The organism is Rhabdothermus arcticus, from assembly GCF_055382915.1.
Window position 1 is genome coordinate 202395 of record NZ_AP043808.1, and the last position, 19943, is coordinate 222337.

Consider the following 19943-nt stretch of genomic DNA (forward strand, 5'->3'; position numbering starts at 1 on the left):
ATGGCTCTAGGACTCGGGGGAGAGAATCTCTTCCAACGCTCGAATGACCGCGTCGGTGAACTCGTTGGTGGTGGCCTTTCCTCCGAGGTCAGGGGTGCGCGGTCCCGTTTCGAGCACCGTGTCCACGGCCTGCTCGATCTTGCTCGCCACCTCCGACTCGCCGAGGTGGTCGAGCATCATCGCCGCGGAAAGGATGGCCGCCGTGGGATTGGCGATGCCCTTTCCGGCAATGTCCGGCGCGGAGCCGTGGACCGGCTCGAAGATCGCCGCTTCCTCGCCGATGTTGCCGCTGGGGGCGATGCCCAGCCCCCCGACGAGCCCCGCCGTGAGGTCGGAGAGGATGTCGCCGAAGAGGTTTTCCATGACCAGGACGTCGAAGCTTTGGGGATTGCGCACCAGGCGCATGGCGCAGGCGTCGACGATGACCTCGTCGATCTTGACCGTGGGGAAGCGCTTTGCCGCGTCGTGGGCGGCTTCGAGAAAGAGGCCGTCGGAAAGGGGCAGGACGTTGGCCTTGTGCACCAGGGAGAGATGCTTTTTCCGCCGCTCGGCGAGCTTCAAGGCGTATTCGGCGATGCGGTAGGAGGCGTCGTAGGTGATCACCCGGTCGGCGATCGCCACCTTGCCCCGGGCGTAGACCCGCTCCTGCTCGACGTAGAGCCCCTCGGTGTTCTCGCGCACCACGACCAGGTCGGTGCCGGGGACCGAGCCGGGGACCGGGTGGTACTTGGCGGGACGGACGTTGGCGTAGAGGTCTAGGCGCTTCCTTAGATACCGGATCGCCCCGAAAAAGCCGGGCACCTTCTTGGTGGGGCTGGTCGCGGCCCCGAAGAGGGTGGCGTCGGTCTTCTTGATCGTCTCGACCGTTTCTTCGGGAACCGAGGTACCGTACTTCTGGAAGGTTTCCCAGCCCGCCTCGGCTTCGAAGAAGACCAGGGGAAGGCCGGTGGCCTCGAGCACCCGCCGCGCTGCGGGAACCACCTCGTGTCCGATGCCGTCGCCTTCAATCAGGGTGATGCGGTAGGGTTTCTCGGGCATCTATCTCACCGCGTCCATCTTACGCGTTTGCCCTTGGCGACCGAGCTCGTAGGTGGCGAGCGCGACCCCGATCAGGATGAGCACGTCCCCCACGCTGATGACCATGTGGCGCAAGGGGATGATGTCTCCCAAAAACCAAAGCGGGCTGCCCGGCCCGGCGAGCACGTGCAGCCCATCCCCGCGCTCGGCCAGGATGGGGATCGCCCGCTCGATGCCCGCGCGCCTGAGCGCTTCCGCGGTGACCGGCATCTGGCCGCCGTGGGCCAGGATCGCCAGGGTGTTGCTCAAAAATCCCGCGCCCACCAGCCAGAGGCCGCGGAGGTGGCGGTTTTTATAGAGCCCGTAGGCCAGGAGCGCGAGGGCCAAGAGCTCGAGCCCCCTGCCCGAGGTGAACGGGTCGAGCTTGCCCGCCAGGGCCAGCTTGCGCGTGAGCGCCTCGATCAAGAAGGCCAGGACGAAGGTCCACGGATGTCTTAGCTCCGCCCGGGCGTAGTCTTGGAGGCCAACGCCTCGAGCGATTGCAAGAGCGAAACCAGCTGCGGTTGCTGCGATGAAAATTTCCGTAGGAACACCTCCCTGTCGCGCCAGACTGGATCCTGGTACCAGAGTTTCTCAAAGAGCTTGACCAGCTCGGGGTCGAACTGTTTGCCGGCGTTGGCCAGCACCTCCTCGAGCGCAACCTCGGGCTTTTTCGCCGGGCGGTAGGGGCGGCCCGCGGTCATCGCCTCGTAGGCGTCGGCCAGGGAGACGATGCGCGCCCAGAGATGGTTGGAGGTTCCGGAGAGCTGGTCGGGGTAGCCCTGGCCGTCCCAGCGCTCGTGGTGATTGCGCACGATGGGGAGGACCTCGCGGAAGAGCGGGGCGTTCGCGAGCAACGCCTCACCGATGAGCGGGTGCAGCTTGATGACCTCGAACTCCTCGTCGGTGAGCCGACCGGGCTTTAAGAGGATGCGATCGGGGATCGCGATCTTGCCGATGTCGTGCACCCGGGCCCCGAGGAGGACCTTTTCCCGGTCCACCGCGTCGAGGCCCGCGGCCTTCGCCAGGTCGTGGGCGATCGCCGCCACGCGCTCGGAGTGCAACCGGGTGTGGGCGTCCTTGGCCTCGAGGGTGGCCATCAAGGTTTCGGCGGTTTGGGCGAAGGCGTCTTTGAGCTTGACGTATTCGTCCCAGTGGAAGCGGGCGTAGTAAAGGGGAACCAAAAACAGCAGGATTGGCCAGCCCCCCCAGCCGCCGAGGACCGGAGGATCGGCGGTATAGAGCCGGCCGAAGAGCAGGGCGACGGGGGTGAGGATGAGGTAGCTGATTGAAAGCCAGCTAAAATTGGCTCGCCAAACACCCATTAATGGGCTTTCCGTATCCATCGAAACAATTAAAGCAACAAGAAAAACGTTTACGAGATGGAGAATAAATCCTGCCGTGAGGACTGCGAGACCATCAGCAAGGTCTTTATTTAAACCTGACAAAATATTACCCGTGGCGTGGAAAATTAAAGCACCAACAGAAATGCTTAAAGCTACTTGAAGACGATTAAATACTTCTGCGTAAAGCGGGTAAGAGCGATCACGAACTAAACGAGGATTAAAATAAAAAATAGCCGCAAGTATTGGGGGTACCCATAATGGAAAAACTAAAAGAGCAGCTAACAAAACTACAAATAATTGAGAAATCATAGCTTTCAGGGGTAGTTTGACTTGAGTATTTTGCACCCAAGAAACAAGTAACCCCCAAAATAACAGATCGAACAAGTTTCCAGCAGGGTGCGGATCCAAGCGGTATAAAGTTAAAACGATTGGCAATAGTATAAGGAATAGAACTGTATTATATACACGCACTTTTTTTAAAAAGCTAGTGGAAGGGCGTTTCTCCTGCATGAACTATGCGACAGTATAACCGAATAAACGAAAATAGATGGCGTGGTTTACCACGCCATCTATTTTCAGTTTTCATGGCTCAGGGATCGTAGGTAGCCACAGCCCCCGCCGCGATCGCCATCGCCACCAAGCTCATCAAGATCCCGAACAGTTTCGCAAAGGTCTTCTTCATTCTCATCACCTTCCCTTCCTCGTATCGGCCTCAGGGGCAACGCCCCTTTCCTTTTTACCTGACCTAATGCTAGACTATAGTGCAGCAAAGGTCAATAGATAAATCTGTGTTTAATATCTAAAGAAATGCGACTAGAACAACATTTTTACGAAGCAGCGCGGCACTCCACAAAGCCCCAACCCTCCGGACACGTTAGAAGGTTGTGATTTTCGCGATATTCATCGCGAAAAATGCGAGCCAGCTGGAAATGAACGGTGGCAACACCGGAAAACTTTTAGTCTCGCACGTTGAGCATTTTAACGCATCCCCCATTTGGGGGCCCTCAAATGGGGGTACCATGTCGTTTCGTGGACTGGACGCTCTTGCCCACCCTTGGCCCCTTGCACGTCACCCAGCCCCGCTACAACGCGGTGACCCTGCTCGAGCTCACCCGTGCACTGCGTCCCGATCGCGTGGTGCTGGCTTCCTACTCCGAGGAGGGCCTGGCCTCGGGGGCGTGGAAGGATCAGGAGGAGCTCGGGCTCTGGCACCTTTTGCCCTGGGCCGAACGGGAAGGGGTCGAGGTCGTGGCCGTGGGGGAGGACGCCGAGGACCTGCGCGCGGAGGGCGAGCGCTTTCGCGACTACCTTGCCCAGGTCGAAAAGGGCCAGGCCTACCTCCAGGCCGAAGCCGGCTGGCGCGCGCCGGTCGAGGCCGCGCTCAAGGCCCCGATTACCCCGGAAAGCTGGCAGGGCGGGCCGCTCCTCGACGCGCTCCGGGATTACCTCGCCAAAGTCAAGGCGAACTGGGGTGAGGGGCCGGCCACCGGGTTCCGCCGCCTTCGCATGGAGCTGGTCGCGAAGGCGCTGAGCACGTGGCCGGAGGGCCGCTACGTGGTCTGGGTGGACCTCTTCGACTACCCCGAGCTCCTGGACCTCCTGCCCGGGGCCAGCCCCCCACCCGCGCACGCGCCCACCGAGGCCGAACGCGACCGGGCGGTGCTGGATCGGGCCTGGATGCTCGACGAGGGCGACGACTTCGCCAAGTTGGTCGCACAGCTCCAGGAGATCGGCACGCCGGAGGCGGCCTACCTCGCGGCGCAGGTCTACCTTGCGGCGGGGGACCTGGAAGGGGCGCGGTTTCTGCTAGAAGAAACGGTCAAGGGCGACTTCCACACTCCCGGCTACCTTCCCGGTTACCTGCTGGCCAGGCTGGGCCAGGTTCGGGACCTCTTGGGGGACCGCGAAGGGGCGATTCGCGCCTACCGCGGGGTGCTCGCGCTGAGCTGGGCCCCGGCCGAGGCACGGGAGATCGCCCAGGCCGGGATGCGCACCCCGTTTCGCGTCTAGGCCTCGGAGGCCAGGCGCTCGAGCACCCTCCGGCTGACCTCACGTAGCGGCTCGAAGACCCCCTTGCCCTCAACCGCGATCGCCTCGTAATAGGGGTATTTCCCCTCGGGGTCGATGACCGCCCGGATCATCTCCACCGGCAGGGCGTCCGGCAGGTCGCGCTTGTTGATCTGGATGACGAGCGGGATGTGTTCCAGGCTGAGCCCGTATTCGGCCAGGTTCTCGCGCAGGTTGCGCATGCTCTCGGCGTTGGCCCGGAGCCGGTTGGGGGCGCTGTCGGCGACGAAGACCAGGCCGTCCACCCCACGCAGGATGAGCTTTCTCGAGGCGTTGTAGAAGACCTGGCCGGGGACGGTGTAGAGGTGAAAGCGGGTCTTGAATCCCTTGACCTCGCCCAGGTCCACCGGAAGGAAGTCGAAGAAGAGGGTGCGCTCGTCCTCGGTGGCCAGCGAGACCATCTCGCCCTTGCGGTTTTCCGGAATGTTCGCGTAGACGTGCTTGAGGTTGGTGGTCTTTCCCGAGAGCCCCGGTCCGTAATAGACGATCTTGAAGTTGATCTCGCGGTTGGCGAAGTTGATGGTGCTCATGCTTCCCCAAAGAGATCGTCCAAGAGCGCGCTCGCGGACTCCCGGTACTCGGTGTCCAGCCCCAGGCGTTTGCGGTCGGCAAGGGTCTCGGCGGCGGCCTTTTCGAGGATACCGCGGAGCTCGGTGGCGCTGCGCTTGGCCTCGATCTTGATGCGGCCCACCGGCGCGCTGGGGTCGAAGATGATGACCAAGATCGCGTTGTCGTCGATCTCCTCGACGTAGAGGCCCTGGTTCTTCCCCTGATGCAGGATTTCGGAAAAGCGCGGCTCCCCGAGGAGCTCGGCGAGGGCCTGGGTAGCGGCGGCGTTGCCCGCGACCAGGGTCGCGATCGAGTCCAGGTCCGGGGGCGGCGGGGCCCAAAGGGATTCCTGGTGGGCCAGCACGAAGCCCTTGCGATCGACGAGGAGGGCGTAGCGCGCGCCGGTATCCTCGAGCATACGCGCAAGCACGCGCGAGGCTTGTTTGAAGGCATCCCCGTACAGGGCGACCGAGGGTTCGATCATGTTGGGCTTAGCTTATCACGAAGCGTTTCCCGGCTGCTCCCGGCTGTCCACGCGGGCGGTGGTGCGGATGCCCCCGCGGACGTTGTAGACGGTCTCCACCACGAGGTAGGCGGGGTCCTCGAGGTGGCGCATGAGGTCCTCGTAGATGAGGGCGGTGACCTCTTCCTGGGTGACCCCGATCTGGCGGAAGGAGATCAGGTAGTACTTGAAGCTCTTGAGCTCCAAAATCCAGCGGCCGGGAACGTACTCGACGCGCAGCACCCCGTAATCGGGCAGGCCCGAGAAAGGGCAGACCGCGGAGAACTCCCCGGGCTCGGTTTGGTAGACGACGACCTCTCGGACCGGTCGGGTGAAGGGGATGCGGTCGATCGCCTTTTGGCGGGCCGAGGGCGGGTAGAAGAGGCGCACCTCGCCGGAAGGCGCGACGCCAAACCTGGCCATGTACTCGATCGCTTCCCGGGTGTGGGCCCGCGCGCGCTCGAGCTCGGCCTGGAGCTTGGCCTCGATCTCGTCCATCGCTAGTCCTCCGTTTTCTCCGCGCGGGACAGCATCACGAAGACGATGCCGATGATCGCGGGCACCGCCAGCCCGGCCAAAGCGTAGGCCAGGTAGCGGTTCGGGGTCTTGGTCTCCGGCAGCGTCCCGGTGAAGTAGCGGGGGTTGGGCTCGAGGGGGAGGGTAAGGGCGAGGCCGGTCATCGTCGCCTCCCCCTTGAAGGTGGTGTCCACCAGGACCAGGACGTAGCGGCCGGGGCCGGGGGCCTTGAGCCGGCCGGTGTAGCGCCCGGTGGCGTCCTCCTTGAGCGCCGTGGTCGACAGCTTCTCCCCTGGGAGCTTGGCCTGGCCAGTGCGCGAGAGGACGCCGTCGGGCATCATCGCCTCGAGACGGGGGTTGGCACGGTAGAGGGCGAGCTCGAGCACCGCGCCGCGAATCGGAAGGGTGCTCACCTCGCCGACCAGCCGCACCTCGGCCTCGATCCAGCCCGGAACCTCCTTGAGCGTCATCACCGCCTGCACCGGTTCGGCGTGGGCGGCGGCGAGGCCCAGGAGGAGGGCCCCAAGGAGCGTAAGAAGACGCTTCACAACCGCCATCTTAATCACGTCTTGGGCAGGAGCAACGTTCCCCGCATCTCCATGGGCTGGGCGAGCACCCAAAGCGCCAGGGCCACCAGGGCAAAGAGCACGAGGAAGAATACGAGCTTGCCCGCCAAACGGCCGCCGCGGGCGCGCAAGATCAACGTGGCCGTGGCCCCGGCGAGGCCGAAGTAAAGGATCACGACCTGCAGGGGGTAGAGAAGGTTTTCCGGAACCAGCGCCGCCAGGGTCCAGTCCGGCTCCGGAAGCGGCAGCCCGAGCCGGATCAACGCCTGCTGGGCCACGGGGATGATCGTCGCCCACCCGGTGAGGAAGTGAAAGGCGTAGTGTCCGGCCCACATCGCGAAGGCCAGCGGGAAAAAGGCCGGGCCCCAGCGGCGCACCGCCGCGCGCGGGGCTTCACGAAACCCCGCCAGGCGGCTGCTGAGCGTGGCCGCGCCCAGGGTCAGAACCAGGGCCAGCCCGGTCCAGAGCGCGAAGATCAGCCCCAGGAGCACCCCCTCTTGGGTGGTGTTGAGGACCGCCGCGAGGCCTTCCGCCAGGCGGTAGTAGGCGGGCACCATGGCGAAGGCGTTCATGAAGCCGGCGAAGAAGAGAAGCACCCCGAGCCAAACCCAATCCAGCCGGTAGCGGGCGCGGCGCCACTCGAGGCCCCAGAAACGGGGCTTGAGGGCGACGTTGTCGTAAGGGCAGGCGCGCAGGCAGTTGAAGCAAAGCGTGCAGTCCATGTTGGACTGGATCTGAGGCACGTAGAGCTTGGTCTCGCAACCCGGGAAGCGGACCCCCTCAGAGGTCGGGGCGTCCTTGGCGGTGAAGCGACCGGCTTCGGTCTCCACGCGTCCGTTGACGCAGTACTTCCCCTCGCAGGTAAGGCACACCGCCGGATCCTTGGCGGCGATCTGGGTCGGGCTGGTGCTGCTCAGGGTGAAGTTGAAGTTGCCAAGCGGGCAGACGTACTTGCAAAAGGTGCCCTCGGGAAAGAAGGCGTCGACGAAGAACGCGGCACCGAAGTAGCCGAGGATCAGCCATGCGGTGAGCCAGGGACTGGCCCAAAGGTCCCAGTATTCGTAGGCGAAGAGGTAAACGAGCGTCAGGGCGATGACGAAGTACTTGTTGCGCAACGCCCGGGGCCACTGGAACTGGGGGAGGTAGCGCTTGGCCCAGCGGGTCGGTCCCCGGACCAGCATCAGCGGGCAGGCCGAGCAAAAGAGGTTCCCGACGACCGCGACCGCGAGCACCAACAGGCCGCGGTAGTGCAACCAGACCGAGACCGTGGCGAAGTTCTTGGGCGCCAGTTGGCGGCCGAAGAACCCATCGTAGAGTGCGAGCAGCGCGACCAAGAAGAGGGGCAGCTGCAGCACGAAGCGGCTGTAGCGCCAGCGCAGGAAGCGTCCGACGAGGGGTAGGGCCAAGAGGTCTTGCTTGATTGCGGCAAGCCAGTTCATGGGACGGTGAGGCGCACCTCCTTTTGGTACTTCTCGCCCTGATCGTCGATCGCGGTGATGGTGAGGACCCAGTCGCCGCGCATGTTGAAGTCGAAGGCGTCCACCCGCCAGAGGCCGGGCCCCGCGGGATGGGCCACGGCCTCGACCGGGATCATCCCCGGATGGGTCATGTCCCCGACCACTTTGACGCTTCGGAACGATCGATTGGGGCCGACCTTGATGCGGATCTCGGCCCTGCCGACGGTGGGGGGATCGGGAATGACCCGAACCTCGGCGTCCAGTGGCTGGCCGGTCTTGGGCGCGCAGCCCACCAACAGCACCAAAAAGAGCCAGAACACCCTTCGCACGGCTTGACATCATACGCCCACGGGGTGTCGGTTTTGTTTAATGGGAGACCATGGAAGGGTTTCCCGTCGTTCACCCGATCGAGGTCCGCTACCGCGACCTGGACACCTTCAACCACGTCAACAACGCGGTCTACCTGAGCTACATGGAGCAGGCCCGGGTCAGCTACTTCCAAAAGCTCGCCGAGGTCTACCCCGGGGAGAAGTTTCGCCCGGTGGTGGTGCGGGCCGAGGTTGACTACAAGCGCTCGATCCAGCTCGGGGATCCGGTCTTGGTTGGGGTGCGCGTCGAGCGGGTGGGCCAGCGCAGCTTTACCATGGCCTACCGGATCGAGGCCCGGGGGGCGCTCGCGGCGCTCGGAAAGACGGTGCACGCCTGGCTCGGCGAGGACTGGCGGCCGGCGCCCCTTCCCGACGTCGTGCGCGAGCGGATCCGGGCGTTCGAGGTGCTTCCCGTCGAGGGACTCTAAGGGATAAGCTCAAGGGCGTGAACACGACACCGCTGACCGAGGCGCACCGGCGGCTGGGCGCGAAGATGGTGCCCTTCGCCGGGTTTTGGATGCCCCTGCACTACGGCTCGATCACCGAAGAGCACCTCGCCGTGCGCCAGACGGCTGGGGTCTTCGACGTCAGCCACATGGGGGAGTTCTGGATCGAGGGTCCCGAGGCGCTGGCCTTCCTCGAGCACGCGACCACCAACCGCGCGGGCCGGCTCAAGCCGGGAAGGGCGCAGTACACGATGCTTCCGAACGCCTCGGGCGGGGTCGTGGACGACGCCTACCTCTACCGGCCGGACGCGGACCGCTACCTCTTGGTGGTGAACGCCGCGAACATCGAAAAGGACTGGGCCCACCTAAACCGCCTGGCGGAGGGCTTCGACGTGCGCCTGAGGGATGCGAACGCCGAGACCGCCCTGCTCGCGCTGCAAGGGCCGAAGGCCGAGGCGCTGCTTTCCGGCCTGATCGGACAGGACCTGAGCGGGGTCAAGAAGAACGCGGTCTTCCCCGCGCGCCTCGACGCGGCCGAATGCCTCGTCGCCCGCACCGGCTACACCGGGGAGGACGGGTTCGAGCTCTTCCTCGCACCTCAGGACGCGGAAAAGGTCTTTTTTGACCTGATCGAGGCCGGCGCCAGGCCGGCGGGGCTGGGCGCCCGGGACACCCTGCGGTTGGAGATGGGCTACCCGCTCTACGGGCACGAGCTCACCGACGCGACCAACCCGCGCTGCACCCCCTTCGCCTGGGCGGTTAAGGAGAAGTCCCCACCCTTTTACGGTCAGGAGGCGATCTTCTCCACGGACTGCCCGCGGCGGCTGGTGGGCCTGGTGCTGGAGCGGGGCATCCCCCGCGAGGGGTACCCGGTGTTGCGGGACGGCGCGCCGGTGGGGGCGGTGACCTCGGGCTCGCTCTCCCCGATGCTCAAAAAGGGCATCGCCCTGGCCTGGGTGGACGCCCCCTTCGCCGAGGAGGGCACGCCGCTCGAGGTGGAGATCCGCGGGCGGGCTTACCCGGCGCAGGTTTCTCCTTTACCCTTTATTCGGAGGTAGCGTATGAAGGTTCCTAACGACCGCAGATACCGCGAGACCCACGAGTGGGCCAAGGAGGAGGACGGCCTCGTCGTCGTTGGCATCACCGACTACGCCCAGGGCGAGCTTGGCGACGTCGTCTACGTCGAGCTGCCCGAGGTGGGCCGCGAGGTGGCGGCCGGGGAGGCGGTCGCGGTGATCGAGTCGGTGAAGACCGCCTCCGACATCTACGCCCCGGTCTCCGGCGAGATCGTCGAGGTCAACCAGGCCCTCGAGGAACACCCCGAGAAGGTCAACGAGGACCCCTACGGGGAGGGTTGGCTCTTCAAGATCCGGCCGAAGGACCCGGCAGCGCTCGAGGCCCTGCTCGACGCCGAGGCCTACCGAAAGCTGATCGAGGCCGAAGGCTAGGTATGGACTACACCCCGCACACCGACGCGGAGATCCAGGCGATGCTCGAGGCGCTCGGGCTCGAGCGCCTCGAGGACCTCTACGCCCACCTCGATCCCGCGCTCTTAAACCCCGAGATCGCGCTGCCACCCGCGCTCGACGAGGACGCCTTGATGCGCCATTTGGACGCGCTTTCGGCGAAGAACCGGCCGGGCAAGGTCTTCCTCGGCGGGGGGGTGCGGGACCACTTCATCCCCGCGATCGTCGACGCGCTGGCCTCGCGGGGGGAGTTCCTCACCGCCTACACGCCCTACCAGCCGGAGGCCAGCCAGGGGCTCTTGCAGGCGATCTTCGAGTACCAGACGATGATCGCCGAGCTCACCGGGCTGGACGTGGCCAACGCGTCTCTCTACGACGGCGCCAGCGCCCTGGCCGAGGGGGTCCTCTTGGCCCTCAGGGCCACCCGCCGGATGCGCGTGCTGGCCGCTTCGCGGGTGCACCCCGAGTACCGCGCGGTGCTCGCCACCTACCTGGACGCGGTGGGGGCCGCGCTCGAGGTCACCGATGCCCTCGATACCGTCCCCGAGGACGTGGGGGCGGTGGTGGTGCAATCGCCGGACGCGATCGGCGAGGTCCGCGACCTCTCCCCGGTTGCGGACGCGGCCAAGAATGCCGGGGCCCGGCTGGTGGTGGTCACCGACCCCTTGGCCCTGGCCCTCTTGAAGCCGCCGGGGGCCTTTGGGGCGGACGTCGCGGTCGGCGAGGGGCAGCCGCTCGGCAACCCGATGCAGTTCGGCGGGCCGCACTTTGGCTTCATCGCGGTCAAGGCCGACCTGTTGCGCCAGCTCCCTGGCCGCCTTGCGGGGATGACCACCGACCACCGGGGGCGGCGCGGCTTCGTGCTCGCCCTCTCCGCTCGGGAGCAGCACATCCGCCGCGCCAAGGCCAAGTCCAACATCACCACCAACAGTCAGAATATGGCCTTGAGGGCGGCGATCCACCTGGCCGCGCTAGGACCCGAAGGGCTGCGGGAGGCGGCGCTGGCCGCGGCGGCCAACGCCCGCAAGCTCTACGCGCTGTTGCTGGAGGCTCCGGGGGTCGAGCCGGTCACCCAGCCTCCCTTCTTCGCTGAGTTCGCGTTGAGGCTGCCCAGGCCCCCCGAGGCGGTGCGCCGGGAGCTCGCCAGCCGCGGCTTCCACGGCGCCTATCCGCTTCCCGACTACGGTGAGCACGCCGCGCTCTTCGCCGCCACCGAGCGGATGACCGAGGACGACCTCATGGCCTTTGCCCGCGCGTTCTGGGAGGTGTTATGAGCTACTGCTGGCCGGACGGCGATGTTCCCTTGATCTTCGAGCGCTCGGTGGCCGGGCGGCGAGGCACCCGGCCGCCTCGGGCCGAGGCTGAGGCCGAGGCGCTCTTCGACCCCGCGTTGCTCAGAGAGGCTCCGCCCAGGCTACCGGAGGTTTCGGAGCTCGAGGTGGTCCGCCACTACACCAACCTCTCGCGGCGGCAGATCGGGGTGGACACGACCTTTTACCCCCTCGGTTCCTGCACGATGAAGTACAACCCGCGGGCGTTGGAGGCAGCGGCGGCGAAGTTCCTCGGGCTGCACCCCTACCAGGATCCGGAGAGCGCCCAGGGGGCGCTTGAGCTGATGCACGCCCTCGGCGAGGCCCTCAAGGCGCTCACCGGAATGGACGCGATCACCCTCCAGCCGGCGGCCGGGGCCCACGGCGAGCTGACCGGGATGCTGGTCATCCGGGCCTACCACGCCGACCGCGGGGAGCTCGACCGGCGCCGGGTGGTGCTGGTGCCGGACGCCGCCCACGGCTCGAACCCCGCCACCGCGGCGATGGCCGGGTTCGAGGTGCGCGAGGTCCCCTCCGACGCCGACGGTGAGGTGGACCTTGCGGCCCTAAAGCGCGAGCTCGGGGAGCACGTGGCGGCGATCATGCTCACCAATCCCAACACCCTGGGGCTCTTCGAGCGGCGCATCCTCTCGCTCACCGAGGCCGCCCACGACGCCGGGGTGCAGCTCTACTACGACGGCGCCAACCTGAACGCGATCCTGGGCTGGGCGCGTCCCGGGGACATGGGGTTCGACGTCGTGCACCTCAACCTGCACAAGACCTTTGCCACGCCCCACGGCGGCGGCGGCCCCGGCGCCGGGCCGGTGGGGGTGAAGGCGCACCTCGCGCCCTACCTGCCGGTGCCCCTGATCGAGAAGACCAAGGACGGCTACCGGCTCGACTTTGACCGGGAAAAGAGCATCGGGCGGGTGCGCAGCTTTTACGGGAACTTTGGGGTCTTGGTCCGGGCCTACGCCTACATCCGGCTGCTCGGGCTGGAGGGCCTGAAGCGCGCCGCCGCCCTCAGCGTCTTGAACGCCCGTTACCTCAAGGCGCTTTTGAAGCAAAAGGGCTACCGCGTCCCCTACGACGGCCCCACGATGCACGAGTTCGTGGCCCAGCCCCCGGAGGGGCTGAAGGCCCTGGACGTGGCCAAGGCCCTCCTCGACAAGGGGTTTCATCCGCCCACGATCTACTTTCCGCTGATCGTCAAGGAGGCGATGATGATCGAGCCCACCGAGACCGAGGCCAAGGAGACCTTGGAGGCCTTCGCCGAGGCGCTAGGACGGATCGCCGAGCGTGGGCTTAAGGAACCCGACTGGATCAAGGGCGCCCCCTACACCACCCCGGTCGGCCGGCTCGACGAGGTCAAGGCCAACCGCCACCCGGTGCTGCGCTGGTCTCCTGACTGAGGGGCTTCGGCCGGGGCTCAGCCGAGGGCAAGGCCGAGGCGTTTCCTGAGCAAGGCCTCGCTGAGCTGTCCTGCGCTGGTGAGCGGGATCTCCTCGACGAAGACGTAGCGTTCGGGGACCCAGTAGCGGGCGATCCGGCCCTCGGCCACCGCCCGATCGAGGTGGGCCTTGATCGCGGCTTTATCCAGCGCATGTCCCGCCACCGGCTGGATGACCGCGATCGGTCGCGTTCCTCAGCGCTCGTCGGGCGCCGCCAGCACCGCCACTTGAGCGACATCGCGGTGTTCCCCTCGCCGGGTCAGGGCGTCGGCCAGGCGGAGGACGTTCTGCCAGGCCTCGGCGTAGGTTTCGCGGCCTGCGGGGTCGACCAGCTCGACCTCGGGTTGAGTTCGGCCGCCCGCCGCAGGATCTCGTGCACCACCAGGCTACGCACGCACCACCTCCGGGTCGTAGAGTTCCTCGACCTTCAGGGCCCACGCGGGCAGCGGTTCGCCGGCCAGGAACCGGGTCGCGTAGAGCCCCGCGAGCTGGCGGTAGACCGGTCCCGCCTTGGCCTCAAGCCCGTAGAGCAGAGCCACCGTGAGGGCGTCGGCAAGGCGCGTCAGGGCGTCTTTGGCTTGGAAGGCGGCGGCCTCGGGGTCGCTGGCCCTTAGAGCCTCGAGGGTGTCCCGGGCGGTGGTCAGCGCGAGTGCAGCCTCGGGCTCGGAGCGGGTGGCCAGCCGCTCCTCCAGGAAGGCGAGGTAGGGCTCGTGGGCACGTTTCTTCTGCATGGCCTCGAGCATGTCCAGCGCCTGGATGTTGCTCGGGCCCTCCCAGATCGGGGTGATCAGCGCCTCCCGGTGCCAGCGGGCGACCGCGTATTCCTCTAGGAACCCCAGACCCCCGAAGAGCTCCATGGCCAGCCGGGTGATCTCGGCGGTGTGGTCGGCGGTACGGTTTTTGGCCAGGTGGGAGAGGAAGCGGGCGTAGTGGTAGGCCTGGGAGTAGGGCGGGACTTCGTGCCAGGCGCGGTCGAAGGCCTCCACCGCGGCGAAGGCCAGGGCCAGCCCGCCGGCCTGGCGCAACCTAAGCTCGATCAGGTCCCGACGGACCAGGGGCAGGTCGATCAGGGGGCGCCCGAAGGCGGTGCGCCGCCGGACCCGCTCGCGGGTTTCCAAAAGCGCCTTGGCCGCGATGCCCATCCCGGCCACCGCGTTGGCCAGTCGGGAAACCGTGAGCGTCTCCAGGGTGTAGTAGATGCCGCTTTGGGCCTCACCGATCAGGTAGGCTTCGCTGCCCTCGAGCTCCACCTCCCCGGAGGGCACTGCCCGGGTGCCGCTCTTCGCTTTGAGCCGGCGCACCCGGAAGTTGAGCTGGCCCTCGCGGTCGAGCCGGGGCAGCAGGAACAGGGCGAGGCCCTTGGGGCCGGGCGGGGCCCCCTTGGGTCGGGCGGTGGTGATGGCGACGTCGGCCAGCCCGGCCCCGGAGGCGAAGTACTTGTCCCCGCCAAAGAGCCGCCAGTGCTCCCCCTCCCGTCGGGCGGTGGTCCGGTTCGCGCCGAGGTCGCTTCCCCCTTGGATCTCGGTCATCCAGGTCGCGCCGAAGGCGTCGCCGTAGAGCACCGCCTTTGCCCACGCGACGAGGTCCGGTGCGTACTTGTGAAGGGGGTACGCCACCTGGTGGGTGATGGTGAGGATGCAGTAGAGGCCGGGATCGGCGAGCAGATAGCCGAGCGCAAAGTGGTGCTGCCAGCGCCCCCCTTCGTAGGGGGGACGGTTGATCGGTCGCAGTTGTTTGAGCACCGCTTCCTGGGCCGGGGAGAGCCGAACGCGGTCGACGCGCCGTCCGTCGAGGTCGTGCATGACCAGGACCGGACCGGCCTGCTGATCGATATGGTAGGCGGTGGCGTAGACCTCCTTGCCCATCCACTCGCCCCAGTCGGCAAGCTCCGCCTCGTGCGCCTTCGCCTCTGGCCAAAAGCCGGGCAAGATCTCCCGCAGTTCGGGGTCCTCCAGGTAATGGTTTTTGCCGTACGCGTAGGAAATCTCTTGCATCTCACTCCTCCAGTAGGCGTCGCAACACCCGCGACCGTTCCTCGATCTCCGCCTTCAAAGCCTCGAGCTCACCGATCTGGGCCTCGATCTCCTTCAGCTTTTGTTTGCCCATCCTCAATACCTCCCGGATTTGCGCCTTGCCGGACCTGTCCTGGTCGTAAAGAGCGAGGACCTTGGCGATTTCCTCCAGGCTGAACCCAAGGCGGCGGCCGCGAAGGATGAGCCGGAGTCGCACGCGGTCGCGGTCGCTGTAGTAGCGTGCCTGTCCCCTGCGTTCGGGGGAGAGGAGGCCGAGCTCTTCGTAATAGCGCAGCGTGCGCGGGGTGACGTCGAACTCGCGCACCAGGTCACCGATGCGGTAACGCGGTTTGCCGTCCGGCATGTAAGGAGAGGGTAACCTTACGTTTACGTAAGCTGCAACCTCTATGGGGCCCGCGCGCCGAGGATCGGTCCGGCGAGCGCGCTCAGCTGCTCGCGGCGGGCGAGAAAGGTGGTCTGAACGGCCTTCCCGGGCCAGCCCTCGGGCAAGAGCGCCTCCGGCAGGCCGGGATCGGAAAAGAGCAGCTTGCGCCTGGCATGCACCAGGCGCACCAGCTCGGCGAACGCCGCCTCGGGGGTCTCGGGGTTTGCAAAGGGGGTTTGGAGGAAGGCTTCGAGCGCCCGCCGGGCGGCCTCAAGGTCGTAGCTCCGGGCCACCAGCTCGGGGGCCCGCACCTCCCCGTAGCCCTCGGCGGTGAAGAGCAAGGCGTAGGCTTCGAGCTGGTAAAAGCGCACCAGGTCCCGGGCCGCGTCGAGCCGGGGGCTCGGGGTCAGCCAGACGCCGGCGAAGGGGGTGCCGAACCCGAGCAAGAGGAGCTCCTTGCGAAAGCGGTCGCGGTCCGGACGCCGGGCTTCGGGGACGTGGTAGAGCAGGAGCCTAAGCCGCCCGTCCCAGGGTGGCTCGCTGCCATAGAGCCGGCGGCGGACTTGGGCCACCTGCCAGCGCACCCGGGGGTGGAGGCGGTAGCGGCCCTTTTCCCTGGGCACCCGTTCCAGCCAGCCCCGGGCCAGGCTGCGCGAGATCGCCGCCCGGGTCGCGGCCTCGGAGAACCCGAGCAGGCGCATCCAGCGCACCAGGAGCGCGACCGGGGCCTCGCCGGTTTCGTGGAGGAACTCGGCGAAGAGGGTGAAGAGGGTGGAGCGGGCGCGCACCTAGACCAAGCTCCGGGTGCGAACCCGTTCGACGAGGTCCGCGATCACCGCTTCCAGGGGCTTCGTCTCCCGGGTCTGGGTGCGCCGGTCGCGCACCGCGACCGTGCCCTCCTCGGCCTCCCGGTCGCCGACGACCAGGATGACCGGGACCTTTTGCGTTTCCCAGTCCCGGATCTTGGCCTGCATGCGCTCCGCCCGGGTGTCCACCTCGGCGCGCAGGCCGGCGGCGGTGAGCCGTTCCCAGACCGTCCGGGCATAAGCGTGGTGGCGGTCGGCGATGGGCACGATCGCCACCTGGACCGGGGCCAGCCAGAGGGGGAACTCGCCGGCGAAGTGCTCGATGAGGATGCCCATGAAGCGCTCGATCGAGCCAAAGGGGGCGCGGTGGATCATCACCGGACGGTGCTCGGCCCCGTCGGGTCCGGTGTAGGCGATGCCGAAGCGCTCGGGCAGGTTGTAGTCGACCTGGATCGTGCCCAGCTGCCACTCCCGGCCCAGGGCGTCCTTGACCACGAAGTCCAGCTTGGGCCCGTAGAAGGCCGCGTCCCCCTCCTCGACGGTGTAGGCCAAGCCCATCTCGGTCGCCGCCTCCTGGATCTGGCGTTCCGCCAAGTCCCAGTGGGCGTCGTCGCCGACGTACTTGTCCGAGCTCGGGTCGCGGGTCCCGATCCGGGCCCTAAAGTCCTTCAGCCCCAGGGTGTCGAAGACCTTCAGGGTGAGGTCGATCACGTCCTTAAACTCGGACTTGACCTGCTCCGGGGTGCAGAAGATGTGGGCGTCGTCCTGGGTGAAGCCGCGGACCCGGGTGAGGCCGTGGAGCTCGCCGGACTGCTCGTAGCGGTAGACGGTGCCGAACTCCGCAAGGCGCAGCGGGAGCTCGCGATAGGAGCGCTTCCTCGCCGCGTAGATGCGGATGTGGTGGGGGCAGTTCATCGGTTTGAGGAGGTAGGCCTCGCCCTCTTCGAGCTGCATCGGGGGGAACTGGCTCTCCGCGTAGTAGGGGTAGTGGCCGGAGGTGCGGTAGAGCTCGAGGCTCCCGATGTGCGGGGTGGTGACCAGCTGGTACCCGCGCTTTTGCTGCTCTTCGCGCATGTAGGCGATGAGGGCCTCGCGCACCACGTTCCCCTTGGGCAGCCAAAGGACGAGGCCCTTGCCGACCATGGGGTCGATCAGGAAGAGCTCAAGTTCGCGTCCAATCCGCCGGTGGTCGCGCTTTTTGGCTTCTTCCAGGCGCCATAGGTAGTCCTTGAGCTCCTCCTTGTTGCGGAAGGCGACCCCGTAGACCCGCTGCATCTGGGGTTTGGTTGCGTCGCCCTTGAAGTAGGCCCCGGCGACGTGGGTGAGCTTGAAGTGGGGTGGGATCATCCCGGTCCGGGGCACGTGGGGACCGCGGCAGAGGTCGGTGAAGCCCTCCTGTTCGTAGAAGCTGATCGGCTCGCCCTCGGGGATGTCGGCGATGAGCTCGACCTTGTAGGGGTCCTTGCCCTGAAAGCGGGCGAGCGCCGCTTCCCGCGGCAGCTCGTAGCGCCGGAGGGGAAGGTCACGCTTGAGGATGTCGCGCATGAGCTTCTCGATCTCCGGCAGGTCGGCGTCGGAGATCGGCTCCGGGGCGTCGATGTCGTAGTAGAAGCCGTGCTCGATGACCGGCCCCACCCCGAGCTTGACCGAATGCGCGGGGTAGCCCTTCTTCTCGAAGAACTCGCGCACCGCCTGGGCCAGGACGTGGGCCAGGGTGTGGCGGAAGAGGTGCTGGTACTCGGGATCCTTGCGGGTGATCAGCCGCACCTCGGCCCCTTCGGGGAGGGGTTTGAAGAGGTCGTAGAGCTCGCCGTCGACGATCGCGCCCACGGCTTCCTTGGGCCAGCGCCCGCCCAGGGCTTCGGCTAGGTCGCGGGCGGTGGCGCCTTCCTTGAGCTCGATGCTCCGGCCATCGGGGAGGCGGACGTTCATACGCTGAACTTTATCAAAAATAAGGCCCCCGCCCAGAGGCGGGGGCCGCCGTACGCGCGCTTAGCGCTTCATCCAGAAGTCGTAGCCGCCGGCGCCGGCGTAGGACTCGATGCGCCAGACGTAGTAGCCGGCCCGGGCCGCGTAGCGGATGGACTCCGACGAGGTGTAGCTGGTCGAGCTGGCCACCGTGCGCCAGCGCCCGCCGCTCCACTTCCAGAGGTAGAGGTCGAAGTCGGTGCCCGCGGGGCCGACGAGCCAGCCCTCGAGCGTCCCGCCACCGTAGTAGAAGTAGGTACCGTTCGGTTGGTATTCGTAGTCGCCGCTGTAGGCCAGGCTGCCGGTGTAGTGCTCGCAGGCCGTGCAGGGGGCGCTATCCCCACCGCCACCGGTCTCCGGGGTCAGCCCGCTAAAGAGGAGGCGGTTCGGGGAGCCGTTGGTCTGGCTGATGCGCCCGGCGCTGGCGCTGTCCAGGATCGCCTGCTTGACCGTGGCCGGGCTGTCGCCGGGGTGCGTCTCCAAATAGAGCGCGGCCACGCCGGCGACGTGGGGGGTGGCCATCGAGGTGCCGGAGATGGTGTTGGTCGCGGTGTCGCCGGTGTTCCAGGCGGAGGTGATGTTGACGCCGGGCGCGAAGAGGTCGACGCAGCTGCCGTAGTTGGAGAAGGAGGCGCGGGTATCGGCGTCGTCGCTGGCGGCGACGGTCAGGGCCTCGGCGACGCGGGCCGGGGACTTGGTGCAGGCGTCGGTGTTCTCGTTGCCGGCGGCCACCGCGAAGGTCACGCCGGAAGCGATCGCGTTCCGCACCGCGTCGTCGAGCGCCTGGCTGACCCCCCCGCCGAGGCTCATGTTGGCCACCGCCGGGCTTTGGTGGTTTTGCGCGACCCAGTCCACGCCGGCGATGACCCCGGAGGTGGTCCCCGAGCCGTTCGCGTCGAGGACCCGCACCGGGTGCAGGGTCACGCCCTTGGCCACGCCGTAGGTGGTGCCTCCGATGGTGCCCGCGACGTGGGTGCCGTGGCCGTTTTGATCTTCGACGCCGAAGCCGTCGTCGATCGCCGTGTAGCCGTCGCCGATGCGCCCGGAGAACTCCTGATGGGTGGTGCGGATGCCGGTGTCGATGACGTAGACGTGCACCCCCTGCCCGGTCGCGGTGTAGGTGTAGGCGCCGTCCAGAGGAAGGTCGCGCTGGTCGATCCGGTCAAGGCCCCAGGTGGCCCCGCTCTGGGTCGCGGCCAGCGAGATGCGCCGGTCGGCCTCGATGTAGGCGACCACTGGACTCGCGGCCAGGGCCTTCAGCGCCTCGTCGGTCAGCCGGGCGGAGAACCCTTCGAGCGCCGCGGTGTAGACGTTTTGTACCTCGACCCCGGTGGGATCCACGCCCAGCGCGCTCAGGCCGCTCACCGCGCCCTGCTTCAGGCCGGCCAGCACCTGGCCGGCCCGCCCCTTTTTGAAGACCACGATGTACTGGCCGGCGATGCGATCCGGCTGGTCGAGTCCCAGCACCCGCGCCGTGGCCTCGCCGGGGGGGAGGCCGGCCGGGGTCTGGCCCGTCGGACCGCAGCCGGCAAAGAGCAGACCGAGCATCAACAAAACGCCGATGAACCTTAGCTTCATAGCAAAAAACCCTCCCTTGCCGTTTTCCCGGAGACATTGTTTTTCCGGGTGATCCCGATTTTTATGTGCCGGGTTCAGAACGTCAAGCCCTTGG

21 protein-coding genes are annotated in these 19943 nt (G+C 66.8%); 6 read left to right on the top strand and 15 right to left on the bottom strand.

The features are described from left to right. Positions 1-6: 6 nt before the first annotated feature. The 3 genes from ACZ48Y_RS01150 to ACZ48Y_RS01160 are packed head-to-tail and all read right to left on the bottom strand — an operon-like array spanning position 7 to position 2912. Positions 7-1038: an isocitrate/isopropylmalate dehydrogenase family protein gene (locus tag ACZ48Y_RS01150; RefSeq protein WP_464741340.1), complete on the bottom strand. Its 1032-nt coding sequence runs from the start codon at positions 1036-1038 to the stop codon at positions 7-9. Beyond that, on the bottom strand, positions 1039-1482 hold the full coding sequence (locus ACZ48Y_RS01155) for a DUF5317 domain-containing protein (protein WP_464741342.1): 444 nt from the start codon (positions 1480-1482) through the stop codon (positions 1039-1041). 29 nt (positions 1483-1511) lie between these two features. Next, on the bottom strand, positions 1512-2912 hold the full coding sequence (locus ACZ48Y_RS01160; protein WP_464741344.1) for an HD-GYP domain-containing protein: 1401 nt from the start codon (positions 2910-2912) through the stop codon (positions 1512-1514). A 519-nt stretch (positions 2913-3431) separates the two neighbouring features. Between ACZ48Y_RS01160 and ACZ48Y_RS01165 the strand changes: the two genes are divergently transcribed. After that, positions 3432-4412 (top strand): tetratricopeptide repeat protein, encoded by a 981-nt coding sequence (locus ACZ48Y_RS01165; RefSeq protein ID WP_464741346.1) that lies wholly within the window; start codon positions 3432-3434, stop codon positions 4410-4412. Here ACZ48Y_RS01165 and mglA read toward each other — a convergent pair. The 6 genes from mglA to ACZ48Y_RS01195 are packed head-to-tail and all read right to left on the bottom strand — an operon-like array spanning position 4409 to position 8388. Further along, positions 4409-4999, bottom strand: coding sequence for a GTPase MglA (mglA, locus tag ACZ48Y_RS01170; RefSeq protein WP_464741348.1), 591 nt, complete (start codon positions 4997-4999; stop codon positions 4409-4411). The two genes, ACZ48Y_RS01165 and mglA, sit on opposite strands and share 4 nt — an antisense overlap. After that, positions 4996-5502, bottom strand: coding sequence for a GTPase-activating protein MglB (gene mglB / locus ACZ48Y_RS01175; RefSeq protein WP_464741350.1), 507 nt, complete (start codon positions 5500-5502; stop codon positions 4996-4998). The genes mglA and mglB overlap by 4 nt, the downstream gene beginning before the upstream one ends. A 15-nt stretch (positions 5503-5517) precedes the next feature. Beyond that, a complete protein-coding gene (gene queF / locus ACZ48Y_RS01180; RefSeq protein ID WP_464741352.1) occupies positions 5518-6018 on the bottom strand; it encodes a preQ(1) synthase in 501 nt (166 codons plus the stop codon). Between the two features lie 2 nt (positions 6019-6020). Next, positions 6021-6584, bottom strand: a complete 564-nt coding sequence (locus ACZ48Y_RS01185) for a hypothetical protein (protein WP_464741354.1) — start codon at positions 6582-6584, stop codon at positions 6021-6023. 14 nt (positions 6585-6598) lie between these two features. After that, complete coding sequence (locus tag ACZ48Y_RS01190) at positions 6599-8041, bottom strand: 4Fe-4S binding protein (RefSeq protein WP_464741356.1); 1443 nt, start codon at positions 8039-8041, stop codon at positions 6599-6601. Continuing rightward, positions 8038-8388: a hypothetical protein gene (locus tag ACZ48Y_RS01195; protein ID WP_464741358.1), complete on the bottom strand. Its 351-nt coding sequence runs from the start codon at positions 8386-8388 to the stop codon at positions 8038-8040. The genes ACZ48Y_RS01190 and ACZ48Y_RS01195 overlap by 4 nt, the downstream gene beginning before the upstream one ends. Before the next feature lie 50 nt (positions 8389-8438). On the opposite strand from ACZ48Y_RS01195, the gene ACZ48Y_RS01200 reads away from it, so the two are divergent. The 5 genes from ACZ48Y_RS01200 to gcvPB are packed head-to-tail and all read left to right on the top strand — an operon-like array spanning position 8439 to position 13061. Beyond that, positions 8439-8855, top strand: a complete 417-nt coding sequence (locus ACZ48Y_RS01200) for an acyl-CoA thioesterase (protein ID WP_464741360.1) — start codon at positions 8439-8441, stop codon at positions 8853-8855. 17 nt (positions 8856-8872) lie between these two features. Next, on the top strand, positions 8873-9931 hold the full coding sequence (gene gcvT, locus ACZ48Y_RS01205; RefSeq protein ID WP_464741362.1) for a glycine cleavage system aminomethyltransferase GcvT: 1059 nt from the start codon (positions 8873-8875) through the stop codon (positions 9929-9931). Positions 9932-9934: 3 nt separating this feature from the next. Further along, positions 9935-10321 carry a glycine cleavage system protein GcvH gene (gcvH, locus tag ACZ48Y_RS01210; protein WP_464741364.1) on the top strand — a complete coding sequence of 129 codons (387 nt, stop codon included), beginning with the start codon at positions 9935-9937 and terminating at the stop codon, positions 10319-10321. Between the two features lie 2 nt (positions 10322-10323). Then, positions 10324-11613 carry an aminomethyl-transferring glycine dehydrogenase subunit GcvPA gene (gene gcvPA, locus ACZ48Y_RS01215; protein ID WP_464741366.1) on the top strand — a complete coding sequence of 430 codons (1290 nt, stop codon included), beginning with the start codon at positions 10324-10326 and terminating at the stop codon, positions 11611-11613. Beyond that, positions 11610-13061 (top strand): aminomethyl-transferring glycine dehydrogenase subunit GcvPB, encoded by a 1452-nt coding sequence (gene gcvPB / locus ACZ48Y_RS01220; protein WP_464741368.1) that lies wholly within the window; start codon positions 11610-11612, stop codon positions 13059-13061. The genes gcvPA and gcvPB overlap by 4 nt, the downstream gene beginning before the upstream one ends. A 17-nt stretch (positions 13062-13078) precedes the next feature. Here gcvPB and ACZ48Y_RS01225 read toward each other — a convergent pair whose 3' ends face one another. The 6 genes from ACZ48Y_RS01225 to ACZ48Y_RS01250 all read right to left on the bottom strand — a co-directional run bounded on the left by ACZ48Y_RS01225 (position 13079) and on the right by ACZ48Y_RS01250 (position 19849). Then, a complete protein-coding gene (locus ACZ48Y_RS01225) occupies positions 13079-13264 on the bottom strand; it encodes a hypothetical protein (protein ID WP_464741370.1) in 186 nt (61 codons plus the stop codon). A 222-nt stretch (positions 13265-13486) separates the two neighbouring features. Next, complete coding sequence (locus tag ACZ48Y_RS01230; protein ID WP_464741372.1) at positions 13487-15094, bottom strand: acyl-CoA dehydrogenase family protein; 1608 nt, start codon at positions 15092-15094, stop codon at positions 13487-13489. Between the two features lies 1 nt (position 15095). After that, complete coding sequence (locus ACZ48Y_RS01235; RefSeq protein ID WP_464741374.1) at positions 15096-15476, bottom strand: MerR family transcriptional regulator; 381 nt, start codon at positions 15474-15476, stop codon at positions 15096-15098. 41 nt (positions 15477-15517) lie between these two features. Further along, positions 15518-16285: a PaaX family transcriptional regulator gene (locus ACZ48Y_RS01240; protein WP_464741376.1), complete on the bottom strand. Its 768-nt coding sequence runs from the start codon at positions 16283-16285 to the stop codon at positions 15518-15520. After that, positions 16286-18235, bottom strand: a complete 1950-nt coding sequence (thrS, locus tag ACZ48Y_RS01245; RefSeq protein ID WP_464741378.1) for a threonine--tRNA ligase — start codon at positions 18233-18235, stop codon at positions 16286-16288. Positions 18236-18295: 60 nt separating this feature from the next. After that, positions 18296-19849 (bottom strand): S8 family peptidase, encoded by a 1554-nt coding sequence (locus ACZ48Y_RS01250; RefSeq protein ID WP_464741380.1) that lies wholly within the window; start codon positions 19847-19849, stop codon positions 18296-18298. Positions 19850-19943: the final 94 nt, after the last annotated feature.